This window comes from Streptomyces sp. NP-1717 (genome assembly GCF_022695985.1).
Lineage (GTDB): Bacteria > Actinomycetota > Actinomycetes > Streptomycetales > Streptomycetaceae > Streptomyces.
On the sequence record NZ_JAAPBF010000031.1, the window covers coordinates 1 to 18,079 of the forward strand.

15 protein-coding genes and 1 pseudogene are annotated in these 18,079 nt (G+C 71.2%); 4 read left to right on the forward strand and 12 right to left on the reverse strand.

Annotated features, from left to right (window positions below; genetic code table 11):
• The 7 genes and pseudogenes from GXP76_RS09720 to GXP76_RS09750 form a co-directional block, all read right to left on the reverse strand.
• A pseudogene (locus GXP76_RS09720) lies at positions 1-1,702 on the reverse strand (5,6-dimethylbenzimidazole synthase); the annotation flags it as partial.
• Between the two features lie 335 nt (positions 1,703-2,037).
• Positions 2,038-3,258, reverse strand: a complete 1,221-nt coding sequence (cbiE, locus tag GXP76_RS09725; protein WP_242571045.1) for a precorrin-6y C5,15-methyltransferase (decarboxylating) subunit CbiE — start codon at positions 3,256-3,258, stop codon at positions 2,038-2,040.
• 170 nt (positions 3,259-3,428) lie between these two features.
• A complete protein-coding gene (locus GXP76_RS09730) occupies positions 3,429-4,067 on the reverse strand; it encodes a GNAT family N-acetyltransferase (RefSeq protein ID WP_242571046.1) in 639 nt (212 codons plus the stop codon).
• A 143-nt stretch (positions 4,068-4,210) separates the two neighbouring features.
• Entirely contained in the window at positions 4,211-5,071 is an 861-nt protein-coding gene (locus GXP76_RS09735; RefSeq protein ID WP_242571047.1) for a MetQ/NlpA family ABC transporter substrate-binding protein, read from the reverse strand.
• Positions 5,072-5,179: 108 nt separating this feature from the next.
• A complete protein-coding gene (locus GXP76_RS09740; protein ID WP_242571048.1) occupies positions 5,180-5,848 on the reverse strand; it encodes a methionine ABC transporter permease in 669 nt (222 codons plus the stop codon).
• Positions 5,845-6,957 (reverse strand): methionine ABC transporter ATP-binding protein, encoded by a 1,113-nt coding sequence (locus GXP76_RS09745; RefSeq protein WP_242571049.1) that lies wholly within the window; start codon positions 6,955-6,957, stop codon positions 5,845-5,847. Before GXP76_RS09745 ends, GXP76_RS09740 begins: the two co-directional genes overlap by 4 nt.
• Before the next feature lie 460 nt (positions 6,958-7,417).
• The gene (locus tag GXP76_RS09750; protein ID WP_242571050.1) at positions 7,418-8,065 is read right to left on the reverse strand and encodes an HAD family hydrolase; all 648 of its coding nucleotides are present in this window, start codon (positions 8,063-8,065) and stop codon (positions 7,418-7,420) included.
• A 104-nt stretch (positions 8,066-8,169) separates the two neighbouring features.
• Here GXP76_RS09750 and GXP76_RS09755 point away from each other — a divergent pair, with 104 nt between their 5' ends.
• Together GXP76_RS09755 and GXP76_RS09760 are read left to right on the forward strand one after the other, a co-directional pair.
• On the forward strand, positions 8,170-8,529 hold the full coding sequence (locus GXP76_RS09755; protein WP_242571051.1) for a hypothetical protein: 360 nt from the start codon (positions 8,170-8,172) through the stop codon (positions 8,527-8,529).
• Positions 8,530-8,639: 110 nt separating this feature from the next.
• Entirely contained in the window at positions 8,640-8,984 is a 345-nt protein-coding gene (locus GXP76_RS09760) for a hypothetical protein (RefSeq protein ID WP_242571090.1), read from the forward strand.
• Between the two features lie 29 nt (positions 8,985-9,013).
• On the opposite strand, the gene GXP76_RS09765 is transcribed toward GXP76_RS09760, so the two are convergent.
• Both GXP76_RS09765 and GXP76_RS09770 read right to left on the reverse strand, forming a co-directional pair.
• Complete coding sequence (locus GXP76_RS09765) at positions 9,014-9,517, reverse strand: GNAT family N-acetyltransferase (protein ID WP_242571052.1); 504 nt, start codon at positions 9,515-9,517, stop codon at positions 9,014-9,016.
• 329 nt (positions 9,518-9,846) lie between these two features.
• The gene (locus GXP76_RS09770) at positions 9,847-11,016 is read right to left on the reverse strand and encodes a glycerophosphodiester phosphodiesterase (RefSeq protein ID WP_242571053.1); all 1,170 of its coding nucleotides are present in this window, start codon (positions 11,014-11,016) and stop codon (positions 9,847-9,849) included.
• Between the two features lie 284 nt (positions 11,017-11,300).
• On the opposite strand from GXP76_RS09770, the gene GXP76_RS09775 reads away from it, so the two are divergent.
• Entirely contained in the window at positions 11,301-11,975 is a 675-nt protein-coding gene (locus tag GXP76_RS09775; protein ID WP_242571054.1) for a 1-acyl-sn-glycerol-3-phosphate acyltransferase, read from the forward strand.
• 49 nt (positions 11,976-12,024) lie between these two features.
• On the opposite strand, the gene GXP76_RS09780 is transcribed toward GXP76_RS09775, so the two are convergent.
• On the reverse strand, positions 12,025-13,575 hold the full coding sequence (locus tag GXP76_RS09780; protein WP_242571055.1) for an MFS transporter: 1,551 nt from the start codon (positions 13,573-13,575) through the stop codon (positions 12,025-12,027).
• On the reverse strand, positions 13,572-14,120 hold the full coding sequence (locus GXP76_RS09785; RefSeq protein WP_242571056.1) for a TetR/AcrR family transcriptional regulator: 549 nt from the start codon (positions 14,118-14,120) through the stop codon (positions 13,572-13,574). The genes GXP76_RS09780 and GXP76_RS09785 overlap by 4 nt, the downstream gene beginning before the upstream one ends.
• A 138-nt stretch (positions 14,121-14,258) precedes the next feature.
• On the opposite strand from GXP76_RS09785, the gene GXP76_RS09790 reads away from it, so the two are divergent.
• Positions 14,259-16,478, forward strand: a complete 2,220-nt coding sequence (locus GXP76_RS09790; RefSeq protein WP_242571057.1) for an NADP-dependent isocitrate dehydrogenase — start codon at positions 14,259-14,261, stop codon at positions 16,476-16,478.
• Positions 16,479-16,557: 79 nt separating this feature from the next.
• Here GXP76_RS09790 and argH read toward each other — a convergent pair whose 3' ends face one another.
• On the reverse strand, positions 16,558-17,985 hold the full coding sequence (argH, locus tag GXP76_RS09795; RefSeq protein ID WP_242571058.1) for an argininosuccinate lyase: 1,428 nt from the start codon (positions 17,983-17,985) through the stop codon (positions 16,558-16,560).
• Between the last annotated feature and the right edge of the window lie 94 nt (positions 17,986-18,079).

Here is an 18,079-nt window from a genome sequence, read left to right on the forward strand (position 1 = left end):
GGGCGGGCTCCGGCTCCGCGACCGGTACGGGCTCGGGGTTCGGCTCGGGCTCGGGGTCCGCCTGTACGGGCTCCGGCTCGGCGGACTCGGCCGGCGCGGGGGCCACAGCCTCCGCGACGGGCAGCGCTATCGGCTCGCGCGTCTCCTCGGCCTCGACCGGCTCCACCGGTTCGGCCGGCTCGACCAGTTGGGCCGGTTCGGCGGGCTCGACGGGCTCGACGGGCTCGACGGCGGGGGACTCGGCCACGACCACCGCCTCGGGCGCGGGGAGAGGCGCGGGGGCGGGCTCCGCCGCCGGCTCCTCCGCCACCACCTCGGGCACGGGCTCCGGCGCGGGCGTGGGCTCGGGCGCGGGCTCCGGCTCGGGCCGGACCTCAGGAATCGGCTCGGGCTCGGGCGCCTCTTCGGCCACCACCTCGGGCACGGGCGCGGGTTCGGGCTCCGCCGCCATTTCCCGCACAGGCGCGGGCGCGGGCTCCGGTACCGCCGCCGGCTCCGGTACCTGGACCTGCTGGGGGGCGAACGTCGGTCCTCCCTCAGGGACGACCGTTTCCGCGGGAGCCTCGGGCACGGCCGGCTCCGCCACCACCTGCGGCTCGGCGACCGCGACCGCTGTCTGGGCCACCGGTGTCTCGGACTGCGGCGGGAGCGAGGCCCACGGGTCCGCGCCCTGCACCGGAATCGCGCCGAGCTGCGGGCCCGGCAGCGCGGCGGCCTCCTCACGCGGGATGTCCAGATACTCGGGGCCGGCCGTGGGCGGCCCCTGTGTCCGTACGCGCACGGGCTGGGGCGGCGCGCTCCTCGGACCGCGGTCCGCGAGCGAACGGACCACACCACCGGTCGAGTCGGGAATCGGCGGACCCATGTGGAGCGGGCGGCGCGCGGGCGGCGGAGTCGGCGCGGACGTGGCCGTCGGGGCCCGTACGGCCCCGAGGTCGACCGAGCCCGAGTCGCGGCCGCCGGCCTCGTGCGCGCCCGGCTCGGGCACGGGCGCCGCCGCCTCCTGGGCCACGGGCGGCGCCGCTTCCTGAACCACCGGTGCGGGGGCTTCCTGAAGCGGCTCGGGCGCGGGGGCCCCGGCGACTTCCTGCGGGGCCGTCAGCACGGCCTCCGGGGCCGGCTCCGGCGCCGGTTGCGGTACGGCGTCCGGGAGCGGGGTCTCCACGGGGGCGTCCGCCTGCGCGTAGGTCTCAGGCGTCGTACCCGCGAACTCGGCCTGCTGCGCGACGGGTTGGACGGACGGTGCGGGCTGGGGGGCCTGCGCGGACGGCGGCTGCGTGTGGGCCATGTCGGCCGCCGGGTACTCGGGCGGCGCCTGGTACGACACCTGTCCGTGCCCCGCGGGGTCGGTCTGATAAGCGGCCTGGTACTCGGGCTCCGCATAGGTGGCGAGTTGCGACTGCGGATGCGCCTGCGGTGCGAACGCGTCCTGTCCCATCGGCTGCGGGACATGCCCCACGGGAACGGGCTCCGGTTCGGGCACGGCATAGCCCGCGGACGCGAGGGGATCGGCCGGGGGCGCCGGCTGCGGATCGCCCCAGGCACCCTGCGAACTCGGCATCAGCAGAAGGTCGTCGTCCTCGGGAGCACCGTCGGAGGGGCCCAGGTAGGCGTAGGAGCCGGCAGCGGGGTCGCCCGGCTGCTCCACCATGCCTGCGTTCTCCGGCTGCCCCTCGCCCGGGACCTGGCCGGTGTCAGTCATGCGTACCCCTCGCCCATTGGTTGTGCTCCTTCGGCCCCTCGACCGGGGCGCCCGATCCGGCGGCGCGTCCGGCGCCCGTCAGTGTCAACGAGCGTGGGCGCCGCGCGGCACGAGTCGAGCCGCGGCCCGCACTATTCTCGCGGCCTCGCGGCGCCGACACACGGTGATCCGCGGCGGCTTGCTGTGGGCTGCGCCACGTCGCGCGTCCCCCGGTGCAGCCGTACCACACGAGGGTCCAAAACGACCCACTTTTCCGGACATTGACGAACGAAGCGACGAACGACCGGCTGCGGTACAACGATCGGTCAGCCTACCTCGCGCCTCTGACAACGGGGTCAGGGGGCGCGATCCGGGCGCTTCCCGGACACCAGGAAAACGACGGAGCGTTCACGCTCCGACCATGCAGCGGTGTCCATGTCGACGGACTGGAGGAGAACGCATTCCACCGTGTATCCCCCTCCACGGAGGGCGGTGCAGACGGCCTCGGCCTCGTCCCGCGTGGCCGCGTGGGTCACGATGCGCGCGGGCCTGCGGTCGGCGCAGGCGACGACGACGTCCACTCCCCCGCCGCCGATGCGCACCACGTCGGGCTCGGGCAGGCTCTCCAGGACGTGGGGCGCGCGGCCTTCCACGACTTCCAGTTGTACGCCGGCGCGACGGGCAGCGGCGGCGGTGCTGGCGCACGCCCCCGGTTCCGCGTCCACGGCGATCACGGCGGCGCCGAAGCGCCCCGCCTCCGCGGCGAGCGCGCCGCTGCCGGACCCGATGTCCCAGACCAGGTCGCCGGTACGGGCTCCGAGCCGGGCGAGCTGGGCCGCGCGCAGCCAGGTCGACTCGCCCTCGTCGAGGTCGATGCCGTACTCGTCGGAGGGCAGCGCCCAACCCCGTTCGGCGGGCGGGTACTCCGCGTCTCGGCCGGCGATCCAGCCACCGGTCCGGACGGGCGCGGTGCCGATGCCGCCGACGACGATCACCACGTTGGGGTCGCGCCAGACGTGGTCGGCGGCCTTGTCGGAGGTGAGGACGGTGACCTGTTCGCGGTCGGTGCCCAGCTCCTCGCAGATCACGAAGGTGCGGTGGACTCCCTGGAGGAGCAGGGCGAGTTCGGCGGGCCCGGCGCCCGGGGAGGTGAGGACGGCGACCTTGGTGTGCGCCCGGCACACGTTGACGGCGCGCCGGAGCGTGCGCTGCTGGGCGACCACCACCTGTGCGTCGTCCCAGGGCATTCCGGCGCGGGCGAAGGCGGTGGCCACGGCGGAGACGGCGGGTACGACTTCGACTTCGAGGCCGTGCTCGGGGGCGCGCAGGGTGCGTACGACACCGAAGAACCCGGGGTCACCGTCGGCGAGTACGACGGCGCCGCCGCGGTGTCCGGCGATTCTGCGGGCCGCGAGGTCGACGCTGCCGAGGCGGATGCGTTCGGCGTCCCGCGGGACTTCCGGCAGGGCGAGATGGTGGGCGGCACCCGCCACCAGTGTGGCGGCGGCGAGCGCGGACGTGGCCGCGGGCGCGAGGGGTGAGCCGTCCCAGCCGATCACCGTGACGCGGTCGGCCATCGTCGTCAGTCTCCCCAGGGGTCGTGAGGTGGTGTTGTCGCAGGCCGGAGTTGCCGCGGATCAGGTGTGTCGTGAGTTCGAGGGGGTCCGCACCGGGGCGGTGCGTGTGAGGGTACCCGCCGTCCGTCGCACCGTCTGCCCGGGGGCGGGGGGATGTGTGCGGCCCGCGCTCAGTTCCAGTCGGTGAAGGACGCGTAGCCGCCCGCGTCCGCCATCTGCTCGGCCACGCCTTCGAGGTCTTCGGGCAGCAGGCTCCAGACGATGAGATCGGTGCGGATGTCGATCCAGCCCCCGGCCTCCGTCCGGGTACGCGCTATCCACGCGTTGCGCAGGACACCCTCACTGATGCAGCCGGCCTTCTGCGCGACCTGCTGGGCGGCGGTGTTGTCGGCGGGGGTGCGCAGTTCGAGGCGCTCGAAGGTCTGGTCGCGGAAGAGCCACTGCGCGACCGCGAGCACGGACTCGGTGGCGTAGCCCTCGCCGCGCGCCCAGGGTGCGGTGATGTAGGAGATCTCGGTCGCCCGGGTGCGCCAGTCGGTGTTCTGGAGGCGGGCGAGGCCGACGAGGCGCTGGGTGAGGAACTCGGTGACGGCGAGGACCAGTCCGCGCCCCCCGGTGCGTTCCGCCGGGGCGATCCGGCTCACCCACTCCTCGGCGTCCCGGGTGCGGTACGGATGCGGCGTCGACGTCCACGCGATGACCGGTTCGTCGTTCATCATCTCGATGTGCGCCGGGATGTCCGCGGCCTCGAACGGACGCAGCACCAGCCGCTCGGTGCTGATGGAGACGTCCGGAAAGGTGGTAGTCATGCGCAGCTCCATGCCTCAGTCCGTCGTAAATGCACAGCATGCAGCATCGGGGGAGCCCCGCACACGGGCGGGGTGTGCGGGGCTCGTACCGGATTGACGTACGGCTCGGGCCAGTTGGCCGCGCGCGGGGTTACGCGGGCGGGTTACGCCGGCGGGCCGAAGGCGGGCAGGACCGCGCCGTTCTCGTAGGTGTCCTTGATGTACTTCTCCGCCTCGGGCGAGTTGAGGAGCTTCGCGAGCTTCAGCACGCGCGGATCCTTCTCGCTGCCCTCCTTGACGGCGAGGAAGTTGGCGTACGGGTTGTCCTCGGTCTTCTCCAGGGCCAGCGAGTCCTCGGCCGGGTTGAGGTCGGCCTCGATGGCGTAGTTGCCGTTGATGACGGCGGCGTCGACGTCGTTCAGGGCGCGGGGCAGCGTGGCGGCCTCCAGCTCCTTGAACTTCAGGCCCTTGTCGTCCTTGATGTCGGCGAGGGTGCCGTTGCCCTCCACACCGTCCGCGAGTGTGATCACGTCGTTGTCGGCGAGGAGCTTCAGCGCGCGGCCCTCGTTGACGGTGTCGTTGGGGATCGCCACGGTCTGGCCGGACTTGAGGCCGCTCAGGTCCTTGACCGTCTTGGAGTAGAGGGCCAGCGGCTCCAGGTGGACGTTGACGACCGGCACGATGTGGGTGTCGTTCTTCTTGTTGAAGTCGTCGAGGTACGGCTTGTTCTGGAAGTAGTTGGCGTCGACCTCGCCGCTCTCGGTGGCGGTGTTCGGCAGGACGTAGTCCGTGAACTCCCTGACGTCGAGCTTGAGTCCGGCGTCCGCCGCCAGCTCGTCCTTGATGAAGTTCAGGATGTCGGCGTGCGGCGTCGGGGACGCGGCGACGGTCAGGGGCTTGGACTCGTCGGCCTTCGCTCCGTCCGCGGTCTTCTCCGCGGGGTCGGACGAGGTGCCGCAGCCGCTCAGGCCGATGGCGAGTGCGGTGGTGGCCGCGGCGGCCGCGATCTTGAGGTGAGTGCGCACGAAGAGTGCCTCTTTCCTGTGTGGGTGGTCGGTCCCGGACAAGGAGTGCGGGACCGGTGGGACATCTGGGGGGGGCGGGGCCCGACCGGGACGGCGGGCCACGGGGCCCTACGCCGTACGGGTCTTACGGGTCAGCAGCCGTACCGCGAGGTCGCCGATCAGCTGGATCACGGTGACGATCACGATCAGCACGACGACCGTGGCGATCATGAAGCCGTTCTCGAACCGCTGGAATCCGTAGGTGACGGCCTTGGAGCCGAGCCCTTCGCCGCCGACCGCGCCGGCCATGGCCGAGTAGCCGATGAGCGCGATGACGGTGGTGGTCGTGCCGGAGACGATCGAAGGCAGTGCCTGCGGCAGCAGCACCTTGCGGACGATGGTGGGGATCGAGCCGCCCATGGCCTGGACGGCTTCGACGAGACCGTGGTCGACCTCCCGTATCGCCGTCTCGACCAGCCGGGCGAAGAACGGGATCGCGCCGATGGCGAGCGGCACGATCATCGCGGTGGGGCCGATGAAGGTGCCGACGACGAAGGTGGTGAAGGGGATCAGCGCGATCAGCAGGATGATGAAGGGCAGTGAGCGGCCGATGTTCACGATCACGCCGACGACCTTGTTGACGGCCGTGTTCTGGAGCAGGCCGCCCTTGTCGGTGAGGACGAGCAGGACGCCGAGCGGCAGTCCGCCGGCGACGGTGACCAGCGCCGACCACAGCACCATGTAGAGGGTGTCGAGAGTCCCCTGGCTGAGCAGTGGCTGCATTTCGGACCAGGTCACTTGGCACCGTCCTCGGTGAGCGCGGCGGACTGTTCGGCGGGCCCGGCCGGGGCGTCGGCCACCGGGTCGGTCACGGCTCCGGCGGCGTGCTCGCCGACGACGTCGACCTGGAGGCCCTGTTCGCGCAGGAAGCCGAGGGGTACGACGTTCTCCTCGAAGGGGCCGGGCAGTTCGATGCGCATCCGGCCGATCTGGCGGCCCCCGACGGTGTCCATCGCCGCGCCGAGGATCGAGATGTCGATGTTGTAGGTGCGCGAGAGCTGGGAGATGACCGGCCGGGTGGCCGCGTCGCCGTGGAAGGTGACGTCGATGACCGTGCCGCCGGGTCCGGTTCCGGCACCGTCCACCGGGAACAGCTCGTGCGCCAGCCGGGATCCGGGGGTGGCGAGGAGTTCGCCGACCGTGCCGGACTCGGTGATCCGGCCGTTCTCCATGAGTGCGGCCGAGTCGCAGATCGTCTTCACGACCTCCATCTCGTGCGTGATCAGCAGGACGGTGAGGCCCAGTTGCCGGTTGATGTCGCGCAGCAGGCGCAGGATGGAGCGTGTCGTCTCCGGGTCGAGCGCGCTGGTCGCCTCGTCGGAGAGCAGCACCTTCGGGTTTCCGGCCAGGGCGCGCGCGATGCCGACGCGCTGTTTCTGGCCGCCGGAGAGCTGGGCGGGGTGGACCTTGGCCTTGTCGGCGAGACCGACGAGGTCGAGCAGCTCCAGTGCCCTGCGGGAACGTTCCTGCCCGGAGTGGCCGAGGATCTCCAGCGGCAGTTCGATGTTGTCCTTGACGGTGCGCGACGACAGCAGGTTGAAGTGCTGGAAGACCATGCCGATGGAGCTGCGCGCGCGGCGGAGTTCCTTGCCCGCCCGCCGGCCGCGTCCGGCGAGCGCGGTCAGATCGGTCCCGTCGACGGTCACGGTGCCCGCCGTGGGACGTTCGAGGAGGTTGACGCAGCGGATGAGCGAGGACTTACCGGCGCCGCTGCGGCCGACGACTCCGAAGACCTCGCCCTCGCGTACGTGCAGGTCGACGCCGTCCAGGGCGGTGACCTCATGGCCGCGCGACCGGCCGGTCCGGCCGGCCCGGTAGACCTTCGTCAGGCCCGTAGTGGTGATCACAGGGGTTTCCGTCACTGTCGGGTGCGCGGCGCGACGGCCGCCGGGCATGGGGAGTTGAGGAGAAGAGGGGCGGGGGTCCGACAGGACGCGGCGCGGCACGGCCCGTCGGCTCACGGCGGCCCGCGGCCGGTCACACGTGCTGTGACGGGTGACCGTGCGGCGCTGTGCGAGGGCGGGCGTGGTCCAGGTGGGTGACGTACTCGGTCACGGCACACCGCGACGGACACCGCGTCGCTTCTGTCGGGTCTCGCTTCGGGGCGCGAGGCTCAGGCAGGGGCCCTCAGTGGGCGCACATTCGACACAGACAGCGAGCACCGGGCGTCGTGATCGCCTCGGTCGCAAGGGTGCGGCTGCTCGTCGTGGTCATGGCGCAAGTAAAGCAGACACAGGTCCGGCCACCGGACGGCTGTCCGCATACCGGATACGCCCTCCAGACCCTGTCCGCGGTGTGGCGGCCCGCTCAGACGGCCAGGCCAATCTCCAGCTCCACGCCTCTGACCTGCACGGATACGGCGGTGAGATCGCCGACGACGGCATCGGCGGTCAGTTCGGAGCGGTCGTGCGTTGTGGTCAAGGCCACGGTCCTCATGCCGGCGGCGGCACCGGAGCGCAGTCCGGCGGGGGCGTCCTCGAAGACCACGCAGCGCGCCGGGTCCACGCCGAGGCGGTCCGCCGCGAGGAGGAACGGCTCGGGGTCGGGCTTGCCGCGCGTGATGTCGTCGGCGGCGATCAGCGTCCCGGGCCGGATGCCGACCTCGGCGAGCCGTGCCCCGGCGAGCCGCCGGGAGGCGGAGGTGACCACGGCCCAGCGGTCGGCGGGCAGCGCGGCGACCAGGTCGGCGGCGCCGGGCAGCAGGACGACCCCGCCGGCCACGTCCTCGACCTCAAGCTGCTCGATACGCGCCACGGCCGCGGGCACGGTCGCGGCGGGCAGCAGGTCGGCGACGATCTCGGCGGCGGGGCGGCCGTGCAGTTCCACACGGGCGAAGTCGTCCGCCGATATGCCGAACTCGCCGGCCCAGCGGGTCCAGCACCGGTACACCGAGGCCATGGAGGAGATGAGCGTTCCGTCGTTGTCGAAGAGGAGGGCGTCGGCGTGGATCTTCATGGGAATCGACCCTACGACACCGTTCCCGTCGGTCCCCGGCGGCTTCCGGACCGCCCGGCGGGGGCGATCGCACCGGGCTTTTCGGGCCGTAATACTCTCGCGTCATGCTTGTCGCCCTGACGGTCACGATCTCCGTGGCCGCCCTCCTCCTCGCCGCCTGGTGTGGTTTCGCCGCGTACCGGGACCAGCCCACGAAGGACTGGCACTTCATCGGCATGGCCGTGGTGACGGTGCTGGCGTTGGCGCAACTGGTCGTCGGAATCGTTCAGTTGGCACGCGGCGAGGACCCGGCGGAGAGTTCGGTGATCTTCGTCTCGTATCTGCTGGGCGCGTTCGCCGCGGTACCGGCCGCGGGACTCCTCTCCTTGTCGGAGCGGACGCGGTGGGGTTCGGTGACGGTCTCCGCGGGCGCCGTCGTCCTCGCCGTGCTCGAAGTGCGCCTGTACGACATCTGGGGAGGCTGACGGTGGAGACCGGGGCAGGGGCCGGGGCGGACACGGCGGACGAACGGCCGGCCGGGCGGACCCGGCTGGTCCAGGGGCCCGGGCTGCTGCTGGTCTGGCTCTACGGGGTGATGTCGGTCGGCGCGGTGTCGCGGACGGCCTTCGAGATCTCGACCAAGTTCGACCGCGCACCGCTTGCGTACACGCTGTCGGGCATCGCCGCCGTCGTGTACGTGTTCATCACGTACACGCTCGTACGGGGCGGCGAGACGGCCCGCAAGGCCGCGCTGGTGTGCTGCGCGGCCGAACTCGTCGGCGTGCTGACCGTCGGGACCTGGACGGTCGTGGACCCCTCCGCCTTCCCCGAGGCGACGGTCTGGTCGGGGTTCGGCTGGGGCTATGTGTTCATTCCCGTGCTGCTGCCGGTCACGGGGATGCTGTGGCTGCGCAGGTCCCGACGGGGCCGGGCGGGCTGACGGGGCGTACGCCGCCGCGCTTTCGAAGGTCAGGCGCTGGCGACGAAGGCTCCGGTGGCCGCCTCCTTCTCCAGGGTGACGAGCGTGATTCCGGGGCCCGCCGCCTCGCTGGCCACCGGCGCGTACCCCTTGCTCCGGTACAGCCGCAGATTGCCCTCGCTGCGATTGCCGGTGAAGAGCTGGAAGCGCTTGGCCGCCTCGTCACCGGCGAAGCTCCCCTCGATCGCGTCGAGCAGCCGGCCGCCGAGGCCGTGGTGCCGCATCCGCGGATGGACGATGAGCTTGCCGATCCTGGCCGTGCCCTCGGTGTCGATGACGCCCCGCACGGAGGCGACGACTTCGCCGCCGAGCCTGGCCACCAGCGCGTGGCCGCGGGCGATCTCGTCCCTGAGGTCGTCGAGGGTCTGGGTCAGCGGTTCGATGGTGTAGTCACCGTAGAGCTCGGCCTCGCTCTGGTAACACAGGTACTGCAGCTTGAGAATGTGCTCCGCGTCCTGCGCACTCGCCGCTGAGATGGTCACGCTCATGCCCATGTGTGCATGCCTCCCGCTCACCTGCTGCCGCCGGTTGTCTACCGCTCCTTTCCCCGGAGTTCAGGAGCTGCAACCTCTGTGGTGAGCATTCTGCGCAGGCATCACAGGCAACGGGAATGCGCCGGCCTCAATCTCCCCTGTGAGATACCCAACTCTCCTGTGATTCAGCGGGTGCTGGAGCCGTCGGGCGACAACATCCCAGACGGTGGGGGCGGACGGCGGCCAGGTGTACGTTCTGCGGTCCCACGCCCAACTCGGCCCCCACGGGCACCGCTTGCCCCGGCCGGCGGAAGCCGGCCGGGGCGCGGTCGGGCCCGTTCGTGCCGGACTCAGTCCTTGTTGAAGTCGGCGGCGGCCAGCAGACCCGTGTCCGGGTTGTCGGTGAAGATGCCGTCGATGCCCTGCTCGAAGTAGACCTTGAAGGCCCCGAAGGCGTCGCCGTACGCGTTGGGATCCGTACCCACCCGGAAGTCGGCGGGGAGGAAGCTGTTCTCGTTGCGCATCGTGTACGGGTGCAGGATCAGGCCCTTCGCGTGGGCGTCGCGCACCAGGGTGGTCGGCTTGCCCAGCTTGCCGTCCTTGTCCTTCGGGATGATCAGGTCGACCCACGGGCCGACGCCCTGCGCGAACGACGCGATCCACTTCAGGCCCGCGGGCGTGATGAGGTCGGAGACGAAACGCGGGTCACCGGACTGCTTGAAGTCCCACGGCTGGGTGTCCGCCGCGTCGAACAGCACGACACGCGGGGTCGAGACGAGCTTGGCCATGCGCTGCATGCTGGTGGGCTCGAACGACTGGAGGAAGACCGGGGAGTCGCGGCGGTCCCTGCCGTAACGGCGCAGCAGCTTCGCGAGCCGCTCCTCCAGGCCGAGGCCGAGTCCGCGGAAGTAGGTGGGGTGCTTCGTCTCGACGTACAGCCATACGGGCTCACCCCGGCGGCGGCCCTCCTCGTCCGCCCAGCGCAGCACTTCCTCGAAGGTGGGGATCTCCCAGCGGCCGTTGTAGAGGGTGCTGTGCGGGCGGCTGGCCGGGATGCGCTCCTTGGCGCGCAGCTTCTTCAGCTCGGCGAGGGTGAAGTCCTCGGTGAACCAGCCGGTGAGGCTGACCCCGTCGACACTCTTGGTCGTCCTGCGGCCCGCGAACTCGGGGTGGTCGGCGACGTCCGTGGTCCCCGTGATGTCGTTCTCGTGACGGCAGACGAGATGTCCGTCCTTGGTCGGCACGAGGTCCTGCTCGATCACATGTGCGCCGAGGTCGAGCGCGAGCTGGTACGAACCGAGGGTGTGCTCAGGCCGGTAGCCACTGGCGCCGCGGTGCCCGATGATCGTGGGCACGGGCAGCCGCCCCCGCTGCGGGCGGGTCCGGCCGCCGCGCGCGCCGGTCTGCGCGGCCTGCGCCGTACCGGCCGCGCCGGCGGAGAGACCGAGTGCCGCCGAGCCGAGCACCGCCGCTCCCAGCACTGTCCTTCGTCCCGGGATGTTTCCCGCACCCTGTGTCATGAACGCTCCTTCATGTGATGTCCATGTGCTGTCCCGCACCTGTCAAGCGAGGGCTTGATCGTAGGCAGCCAGGCCCTACAGAGGGCAGACCCGGCGCGAACACACCCCGAACTCGTGTCAACACCGGGTATCCGTTCGATGAACCCGATGTGCGCGGGGGCCCGACCCGCGAGTATCGTCCTCACCTGCAGAGAGTTGGGACCCCTCTCCTGGATCAGCCGCCGGGATCCAGGGAAACGGGCCCTGACGGCTCGACACGACCGCTCACCAACCGGAGGACCCCGTTGTCCCGCTTTGCGCTCGTCAAGGCAGTGCTCGGACCGATCTTGCGTCTGATGTTCCGGCCACGGGTGGAGGGTGCCGAGAACATTCCGGGGACGGGTCCGGTGATCCTGGCCGGCAACCACCTGACCTTCATCGACTCGATGATCCTGCCGCTCGTCTGCGGCAGCCGCCAGGTCTTCTTCATCGGCAAGGACGAGTACGTCACCGGCAAGGGGCTCAAGGGCCGGCTGATGGCCTGGTTCTTCACCGGCTGCGGCATGATCCCGGTGGACCGTGACGGCGGACGCGGCGGCGTCGCCGCGCTGATGACCGGCCGCCGGGTGCTGGAGGACGGCCATATGTTCGGCATCTACCCGGAGGGCACGCGCTCCCCCGACGGCCGGCTGTACCGGGGCCGTACGGGCATCGCGCGGCTCACGCTGATGACCGGCGCGCCGGTGGTGCCCTTCGCGATGATCGGCACGGACAAGATCCAGCCGAACGGGTCGGGGATGCCGCGGCCGAGCAGGGTGACGGTCCGTTTCGGCGCGCCGATGGAGTTCTCGCGGTACGACGGCATGGACCGCGACCGCTACGTGCTGCGGGCGGTGACCGACTCCGTGATGACGGAGGTCATGCGCCTCGGCGGCCAGGAGTACGTGGACATGTACGCCACCAAGGCGAAGGCCGCCTGACCCCGCGTCCGTTCCGGGGGGGCATGACGGTCACCGCACCCGGTGACCGTCACGCCGACGTCTTCTCCGGTTCCTCCTCCAGCTTCTGCCCGCGCAGCAGGAACCACGCCACCACCGAGGCCGCGAGCAGCACCGCCGCACCCGCGCCCGCCGCGATGCGCAGGCCGTGGACGAACGCCTCCTGGGCCGCGGCGACCAGGTCCGCGGCCTGGTGGCCGGGGACGGCGCGGGCCGCCTCGACCGCGCCGCCCAGGGACTCGTGGGCGGCCGATGCCGTCTCGGCCGGAACGCCCGCCGGGGTGGGGAAGCCCCGGTAGACGCCCGTGACGATCGAGCCGAGGAGCGCGATACCGAGCGCGGCGCCCAGTTCGTACGCCGTCTCCGACACCGCCGACGCCGACCCCGCCTGCTCCTTGGGGACGCCGGAGAGGATCACGTCGGCCGTCACTGTGAAGGAGAACCCCGCGCCGACGCCCACGACCAGCAGGACGCCGCCGAGCAGCGGGTAGCCGGTGTCCTCCGTCAGCAGGACGAGCATGGCGGTCGCGAGGCCCACGGCGGCGAGACCGCCGGCCACCACCAGCCGTACGGAGAAGCGGCGGGCGGCCCGGCCCGCGAGCAGGCCGGCCGTCACGGCACCGACGGCGGCGGGCAGTTCGGCGACGCCCGCCTCCAGCGGGCCGCGTCCCTGGACGAGTTGCAGATACTGCGACAGGAAGAAGACGAGCCCCGACAGGCCGAGGATGGTCAGCAGATCGGCCAGTACGGCCCCGGAGAAACCCCGGTTCCTGAACAGCCGCATGTCGAGCAGCGGGAAGCGGATCGAGAGCTGTCGCCGTACGAACCAGACGAGCGCGCCTGCGCCGGCCACCGCCGCCGCGGCGACGTCCCAGCGCGGCCCGTACGCGGCGGCTTCCTTGATGGCGTACACGACACCGACGATCCCGACGAGGGACAGCAGCACGCTGGGCACGTCCCAGGGGCCCGGTGCCGGGTTCCTCGACTCCGGCAGCAGCTTGACGCCGACGACGACGAGGACCGCCATGACGGGCAGGTTGATCAGGAAGACCGAGCCCCACCAGAAGTGCTCCAGCAGGAATCCGCCGACGACCGGGCCGACGGCGGCGCCCGCCGAGGCCGCGGCGCCCCAGATGCCGATGGCGAGACTGCGCTCCCTCGGGTCGTGGAAGATGTTGCGGATCAGGGCCAGCGTGGACGGCATCAGTGTCGCGCCGGCGACGCCCAGCAGCGCCCGCGCGACGATCATCATCTCCGGGGTGGTGGCGTAGGCGTTGAGGACGGAGACGGCGCCGAAGGCGACCGCGCCGGTCAGGAGAAGCTTCTTGCGGCCGATCCGGTCGCCGAGGCTGCCCATGGAGACGAGCAGTCCGGCGATGACGAACGAGTAGATGTCGCCGATCCAGAGCAGCTGGGTGCCTGAGGGCTTCAGGTCCTCGCTGAGGAACGGCGTGGCGAGGCCGAGCACCGTGGCGTCGACGGCCACCAGCAGTACGGCCAGGACGAGCACCGACAGGGCGAGCCAGCGCCCCGGGTGGCGCCGGGGGTCCGTTCCCGCCGCCGGCCGGTCGGTGATGATCATTGCTCCACGCTCCGTCGTGCTCCGCCGAGCAGCAGCTCGGCGATCATGTACCGGAAGTCCTTGGGGGCGACCCGTCCGTCCTGGACGGCCCACGCGCAGCTGCCCACGAGTCCGTAGAAGGCCTCGGTGAGCCAGGCGGGGGGCAGGTCGATACGGAACTCGCCCCGCTCCTGCCCGCGCCGGAAGAGCGCGGAGACCCGGGCGTCGAGCCGGTCCCACCCCTCGTTCACCTCGCCCTCGAAGAGCTGGTTCTCGGTGACGAGGAAGGCCAGCAGTCCGGCGGCGGGCTCGACCTCGGCGACGAGCCGGCGGACCGCGTCGGCCGCGGGGCCCTCGTCGGTCCGGGCCGCGTCGAGCGCCGCCTCGCACTCGCGGATGCCCAGCTCTTCCAGCGCCTTGACCAGGGCGTCGCGTCCCGCGAAGTGCCGGTGCAGGGTGGCCCGCCCGATGCCGGAGGCCCGCGCGACCTCGTCCATGGTGGCGGTGGCCTTGCGGGTGAGGAGGGCGGCGGCGGTGCGCAGCACCTGGTCACGATCGACTGTCATGAGACAATCATAGACCAAATGAGACACCACTGTCTCATCCAATACGAACGTTGCTCAGTACAGGGCCCTGTCGAACAGGAGGCCTCCACGAGATATCTTGATGTCGAGCAATGTTGCAGACGTTGAGCGGAGCACCCGGTGACAGACTCGACCATCATTTACACGCACACCGACGAGGCCCCGGCCTTGGCCACGTACTCATTCCTGCCTGTGGTCGAGGCCTATGCCTCGACGGCCGGGGTCACGGTGGAGCGCCGTGACATCTCCCTGGCCGGGCGGATCATCGCCGGTTTCGCCGACCGTCTCGAAGAGGGACAGCGGATCGACGACGCGCTCGCGGAGCTCGGCGCCCTGGCCAAGACCCCCGCGGCCAACATCATCAAGCTGCCGAACATCTCGGCGTCGATCCCGCAGCTGAAGGCGGCGATCGCGGAGCTCCAGCAGCAGGGTTACGCGCTTCCCGACTACCCGGACGACCCGAAGTCGGACGAGGACAAGGACGTGCGGGCGCGCTACGACAAGGTCAAGGGCAGCGCCGTGAACCCGGTGCTGCGCGAGGGCAACTCGGACCGCCGCGCCCCCGCCTCGGTCAAGAACTACGCCAAGGCGCACCCGCACCGGATGGGCGCCTGGACGCCCGAGTCGAAGACGAACGTCGCGCACATGGACGCCGACGACTTCCGCTCCACCGAGAAGTCCGCCGTGATCGCCGAGGACGGCACGCTGCGGATCGAGCTGGTGGGCGACGACGGGAACACCACCGTCCTGCGCGAGTCGGTGCCCGTGCTGGCCGGCGAGGTCGTGGACGCCTCCGCGATGCGCGTGGCCGCGCTGCGTGAGTTCCTCACGGCGCAGATCGCCCGGGCCAAGGCCGAGGACGTGCTGTTCTCGGTGCACCTGAAGGCCACGATGATGAAGGTCTCCGACCCGATCATCTTCGGTCACACGGTGCGCGCCTTCTTCCCCAAGACGTTCGCGGAGCACGGCCACACCCTCGCGGCGGCCGGTCTGAGCCCGAACGACGGCCTCGGCGGCATCCTCAAGGGCATCGAGTCGCTGCCCGAGGGCCCGGCGATCGCGGAGTCCTTCACGGCCGAGCTGGCCGAGGGCCCGGCGCTGGCGATGGTCGACTCCGACAAGGGCATCACCAACCTGCACGTGCCGAGCGATGTCATCGTCGACGCCTCCATGCCGGCCATGATCCGCACCTCCGGCCACATGTGGGGCCCGGACGGCGGCGAGGCCGACACGCTCGCGGTCATCCCCGACAGCAGCTACGCGGGCATCTACCAGGTCGTCATCGACGACTGCCGCGCCAACGGCGCCTACGACCCGTCGACCATGGGCTCGGTCTCCAACGTCGGTCTGATGGCGCGGGCGGCCGAGGAGTACGGCAGCCACGACAAGACGTTCGAGATCCCCGCCACCGGCACGGTGCGCGTCGTGGACGCCGCGGGCAACGCCGTACTGGAGCAGACGGTCAGCGCCGGCGACGTCTTCCGCATGTGCCAGACCAAGGACGTGCCGATCCAGGACTGGGTCAAGCTCGCCGTCACCCGCGCCCGCGCCACCGGGAACCCGGCCGTGTTCTGGCTGGACGAGGGCCGCGCGCACGACGCCAACCTGATCGCCAAGGTCAACGCGTACCTGCCCGAGCACGACACCGACGGACTGCGCATCGAGATCATGACGCCGGTCGAGGCGATCGCGTTCTCGCTGGAGCGCATCCGGCGCGGCGAGGACACCATCTCGGTCACCGGCAACGTCCTGCGTGACTACCTGACCGACCTCTTCCCGATCCTGGAGCTCGGTACGAGCGCCAAGATGCTCTCGGTCGTGCCGCTCATCAACGGCGGCGGGCTCTTCGAGACCGGCGCGGGCGGCTCGGCGCCGAAGCACGTGCAGCAGCTGGTCAAGGAGGACTACCTGCGCTGGGACAGCCTCGGCGAGTTCCTCGCGCTGGCCGTCAGCTTCGAGCACCTCGCGACGACGACGGGCAACGCGCGGGCCCAGGTGCTGGCCGACACGCTCGACCGCGCCACCGGCTCGTTCCTGAGCGAGAACAAGTCGCCCAGCCGCAAGGTCGGCGGCATCGACAACCGCGGCAGCCACTTCTACCTCGCGCTGTACTGGGCGCAGGAGCTGGCGAAGCAGACCGAGGACGAGCGGCTCGCCGGCGCGTTCGCGCCGCTCGCCAAGACGCTGTCCGAGCAGGAGGGGACGATCGTGGACGAGCTGCTCGCCGTGCAGGGCTCGCCCGTCGACATCGGCGGTTACTACCAGCCGGACCCGGCCAAGGCGGAGGCCGTGATGCGGCCGTCGAAGACGTTCAACCAGGCGATCTCGACGCTGGGTTGATCCGACCGCGCGACGTGAGGCGCCGGACGGGCTCGATGCGAGCCCGTCCGGCGCTTCTCGTCTCCGGCCGCTTGCGCGGTTACTTCTTCGCCGTCGCCCACGCGTGCTGGAGCGCCAGGTCGGTCTTCACCTCGGCGAGCTGGACGGCGACCGCCGAAGGCGCCGTACCACCGCGCCCGTCACGGGACGCCAGCGCGCCGGAGACGTTGAGGACCGTACGGACCTCCGGCGTCAGATGCGGGGAGATCGCGGCGAACTGCTCGTCCGTCAGCTCGTCCAGCTCGATCCCCCGCTTCTCGCACACCTTGACGCACTCGCCCGCGACCTCGTGCGCGACGCGGAACGGCACACCCTGCCTGACCAGCCACTCGGCGATGTCGGTGGCGAGGGAGAAGCCGGCGGGCGCCAGCTCGGCCATCCGCTCGCGGTTGACCGTGAGCGTCGCCATCATGCCGGTGAACGCGGGGAGCAGGACCTCCAGCTGGTCGCAGGAGTCGAAGACCGGCTCCTTGTCCTCCTGGAGATCGCGGTTGTACGCGAGCGGCAGCGCCTTGAGCGTGGCCAGCAGCCCGGTGAGATTGCCGATGAGCCGCCCCGACTTGCCGCGCGCCAGCTCGGCGATGTCCGGGTTCTTCTTCTGCGGCATGATCGAGGAGCCCGTGGAGAACGCGTCGTGCAGCGTGACGAAGGAGAACTCCTTCGTGTTCCAGATGATGACCTCTTCGGCGATCCGCGAGAGGTTCACGCCGATCATCGCGGTGATGAAGGCGAACTCGGCGGCGAAGTCCCGCGAGGCCGTGCCGTCGATCGAGTTGGCTGCCGAACCGTGCTCGAAGCCGAGGTCGGCGGCGACCGCCTCCGGGTCGAGACCGAGCGACGAGCCCGCGAGCGCGCCGGAGCCGTACGGGGAGACCGCCGTCCGCTCGTCCCACTGCCGCAGCCGCTCCGCGTCGCGCGACAGGGACTGCACGTGCGCCAGCACATGGTGGGCGAAGAGCACCGGCTGGGCGTGCTGGAGATGCGTACGGCCCGGCATGGCCACGTCCGGGTGCGCCTCGGCGAGCGCGACGAGCGCGTCCTGGAGCTCGGCGATCAGCGAGCCGATGATCCGCGCGTGGTCGCGCAGATACATCTTGAAGAGGGTGGCGACCTGGTCGTTACGGGACCGGCCGGCGCGCAGCTTGCCACCGAGGTCCGCGCCGAGCTGTTCGAGGAGGCCGCGTTCGAGCGCGGTGTGGACGTCCTCGTCGGCGATCGTGCCGGTGAAGGAGCCGTCGGCGACGGAGGCCTCCAGCCGGTCGAGCCCGGCGAGCATCCGGTCCAGCTCCTCCTCCGTGAGGAGGCCGGCCTTGCAGAGCACACGCGCGTGCGCGCGGGAGCCCGCGATGTCGTACGGCGCGAGGCGCCAGTCGAAGTGCACGGAGGCCGACAGCCTGGCCAGGGCCTCGGCGGGGCCGTCGGCGAAACGGCCGCCCCAGAGCCTGACGTCACCGGTGTTGCTGCTCACTGCTGGGTTGCTCCTTGCGTGCGGTCATACTGATGGGCGGGGTGAGGGAGTCTGTCCCCTACCCCGCCCCTTCCCGAAACCGGGGCGCCGCCCC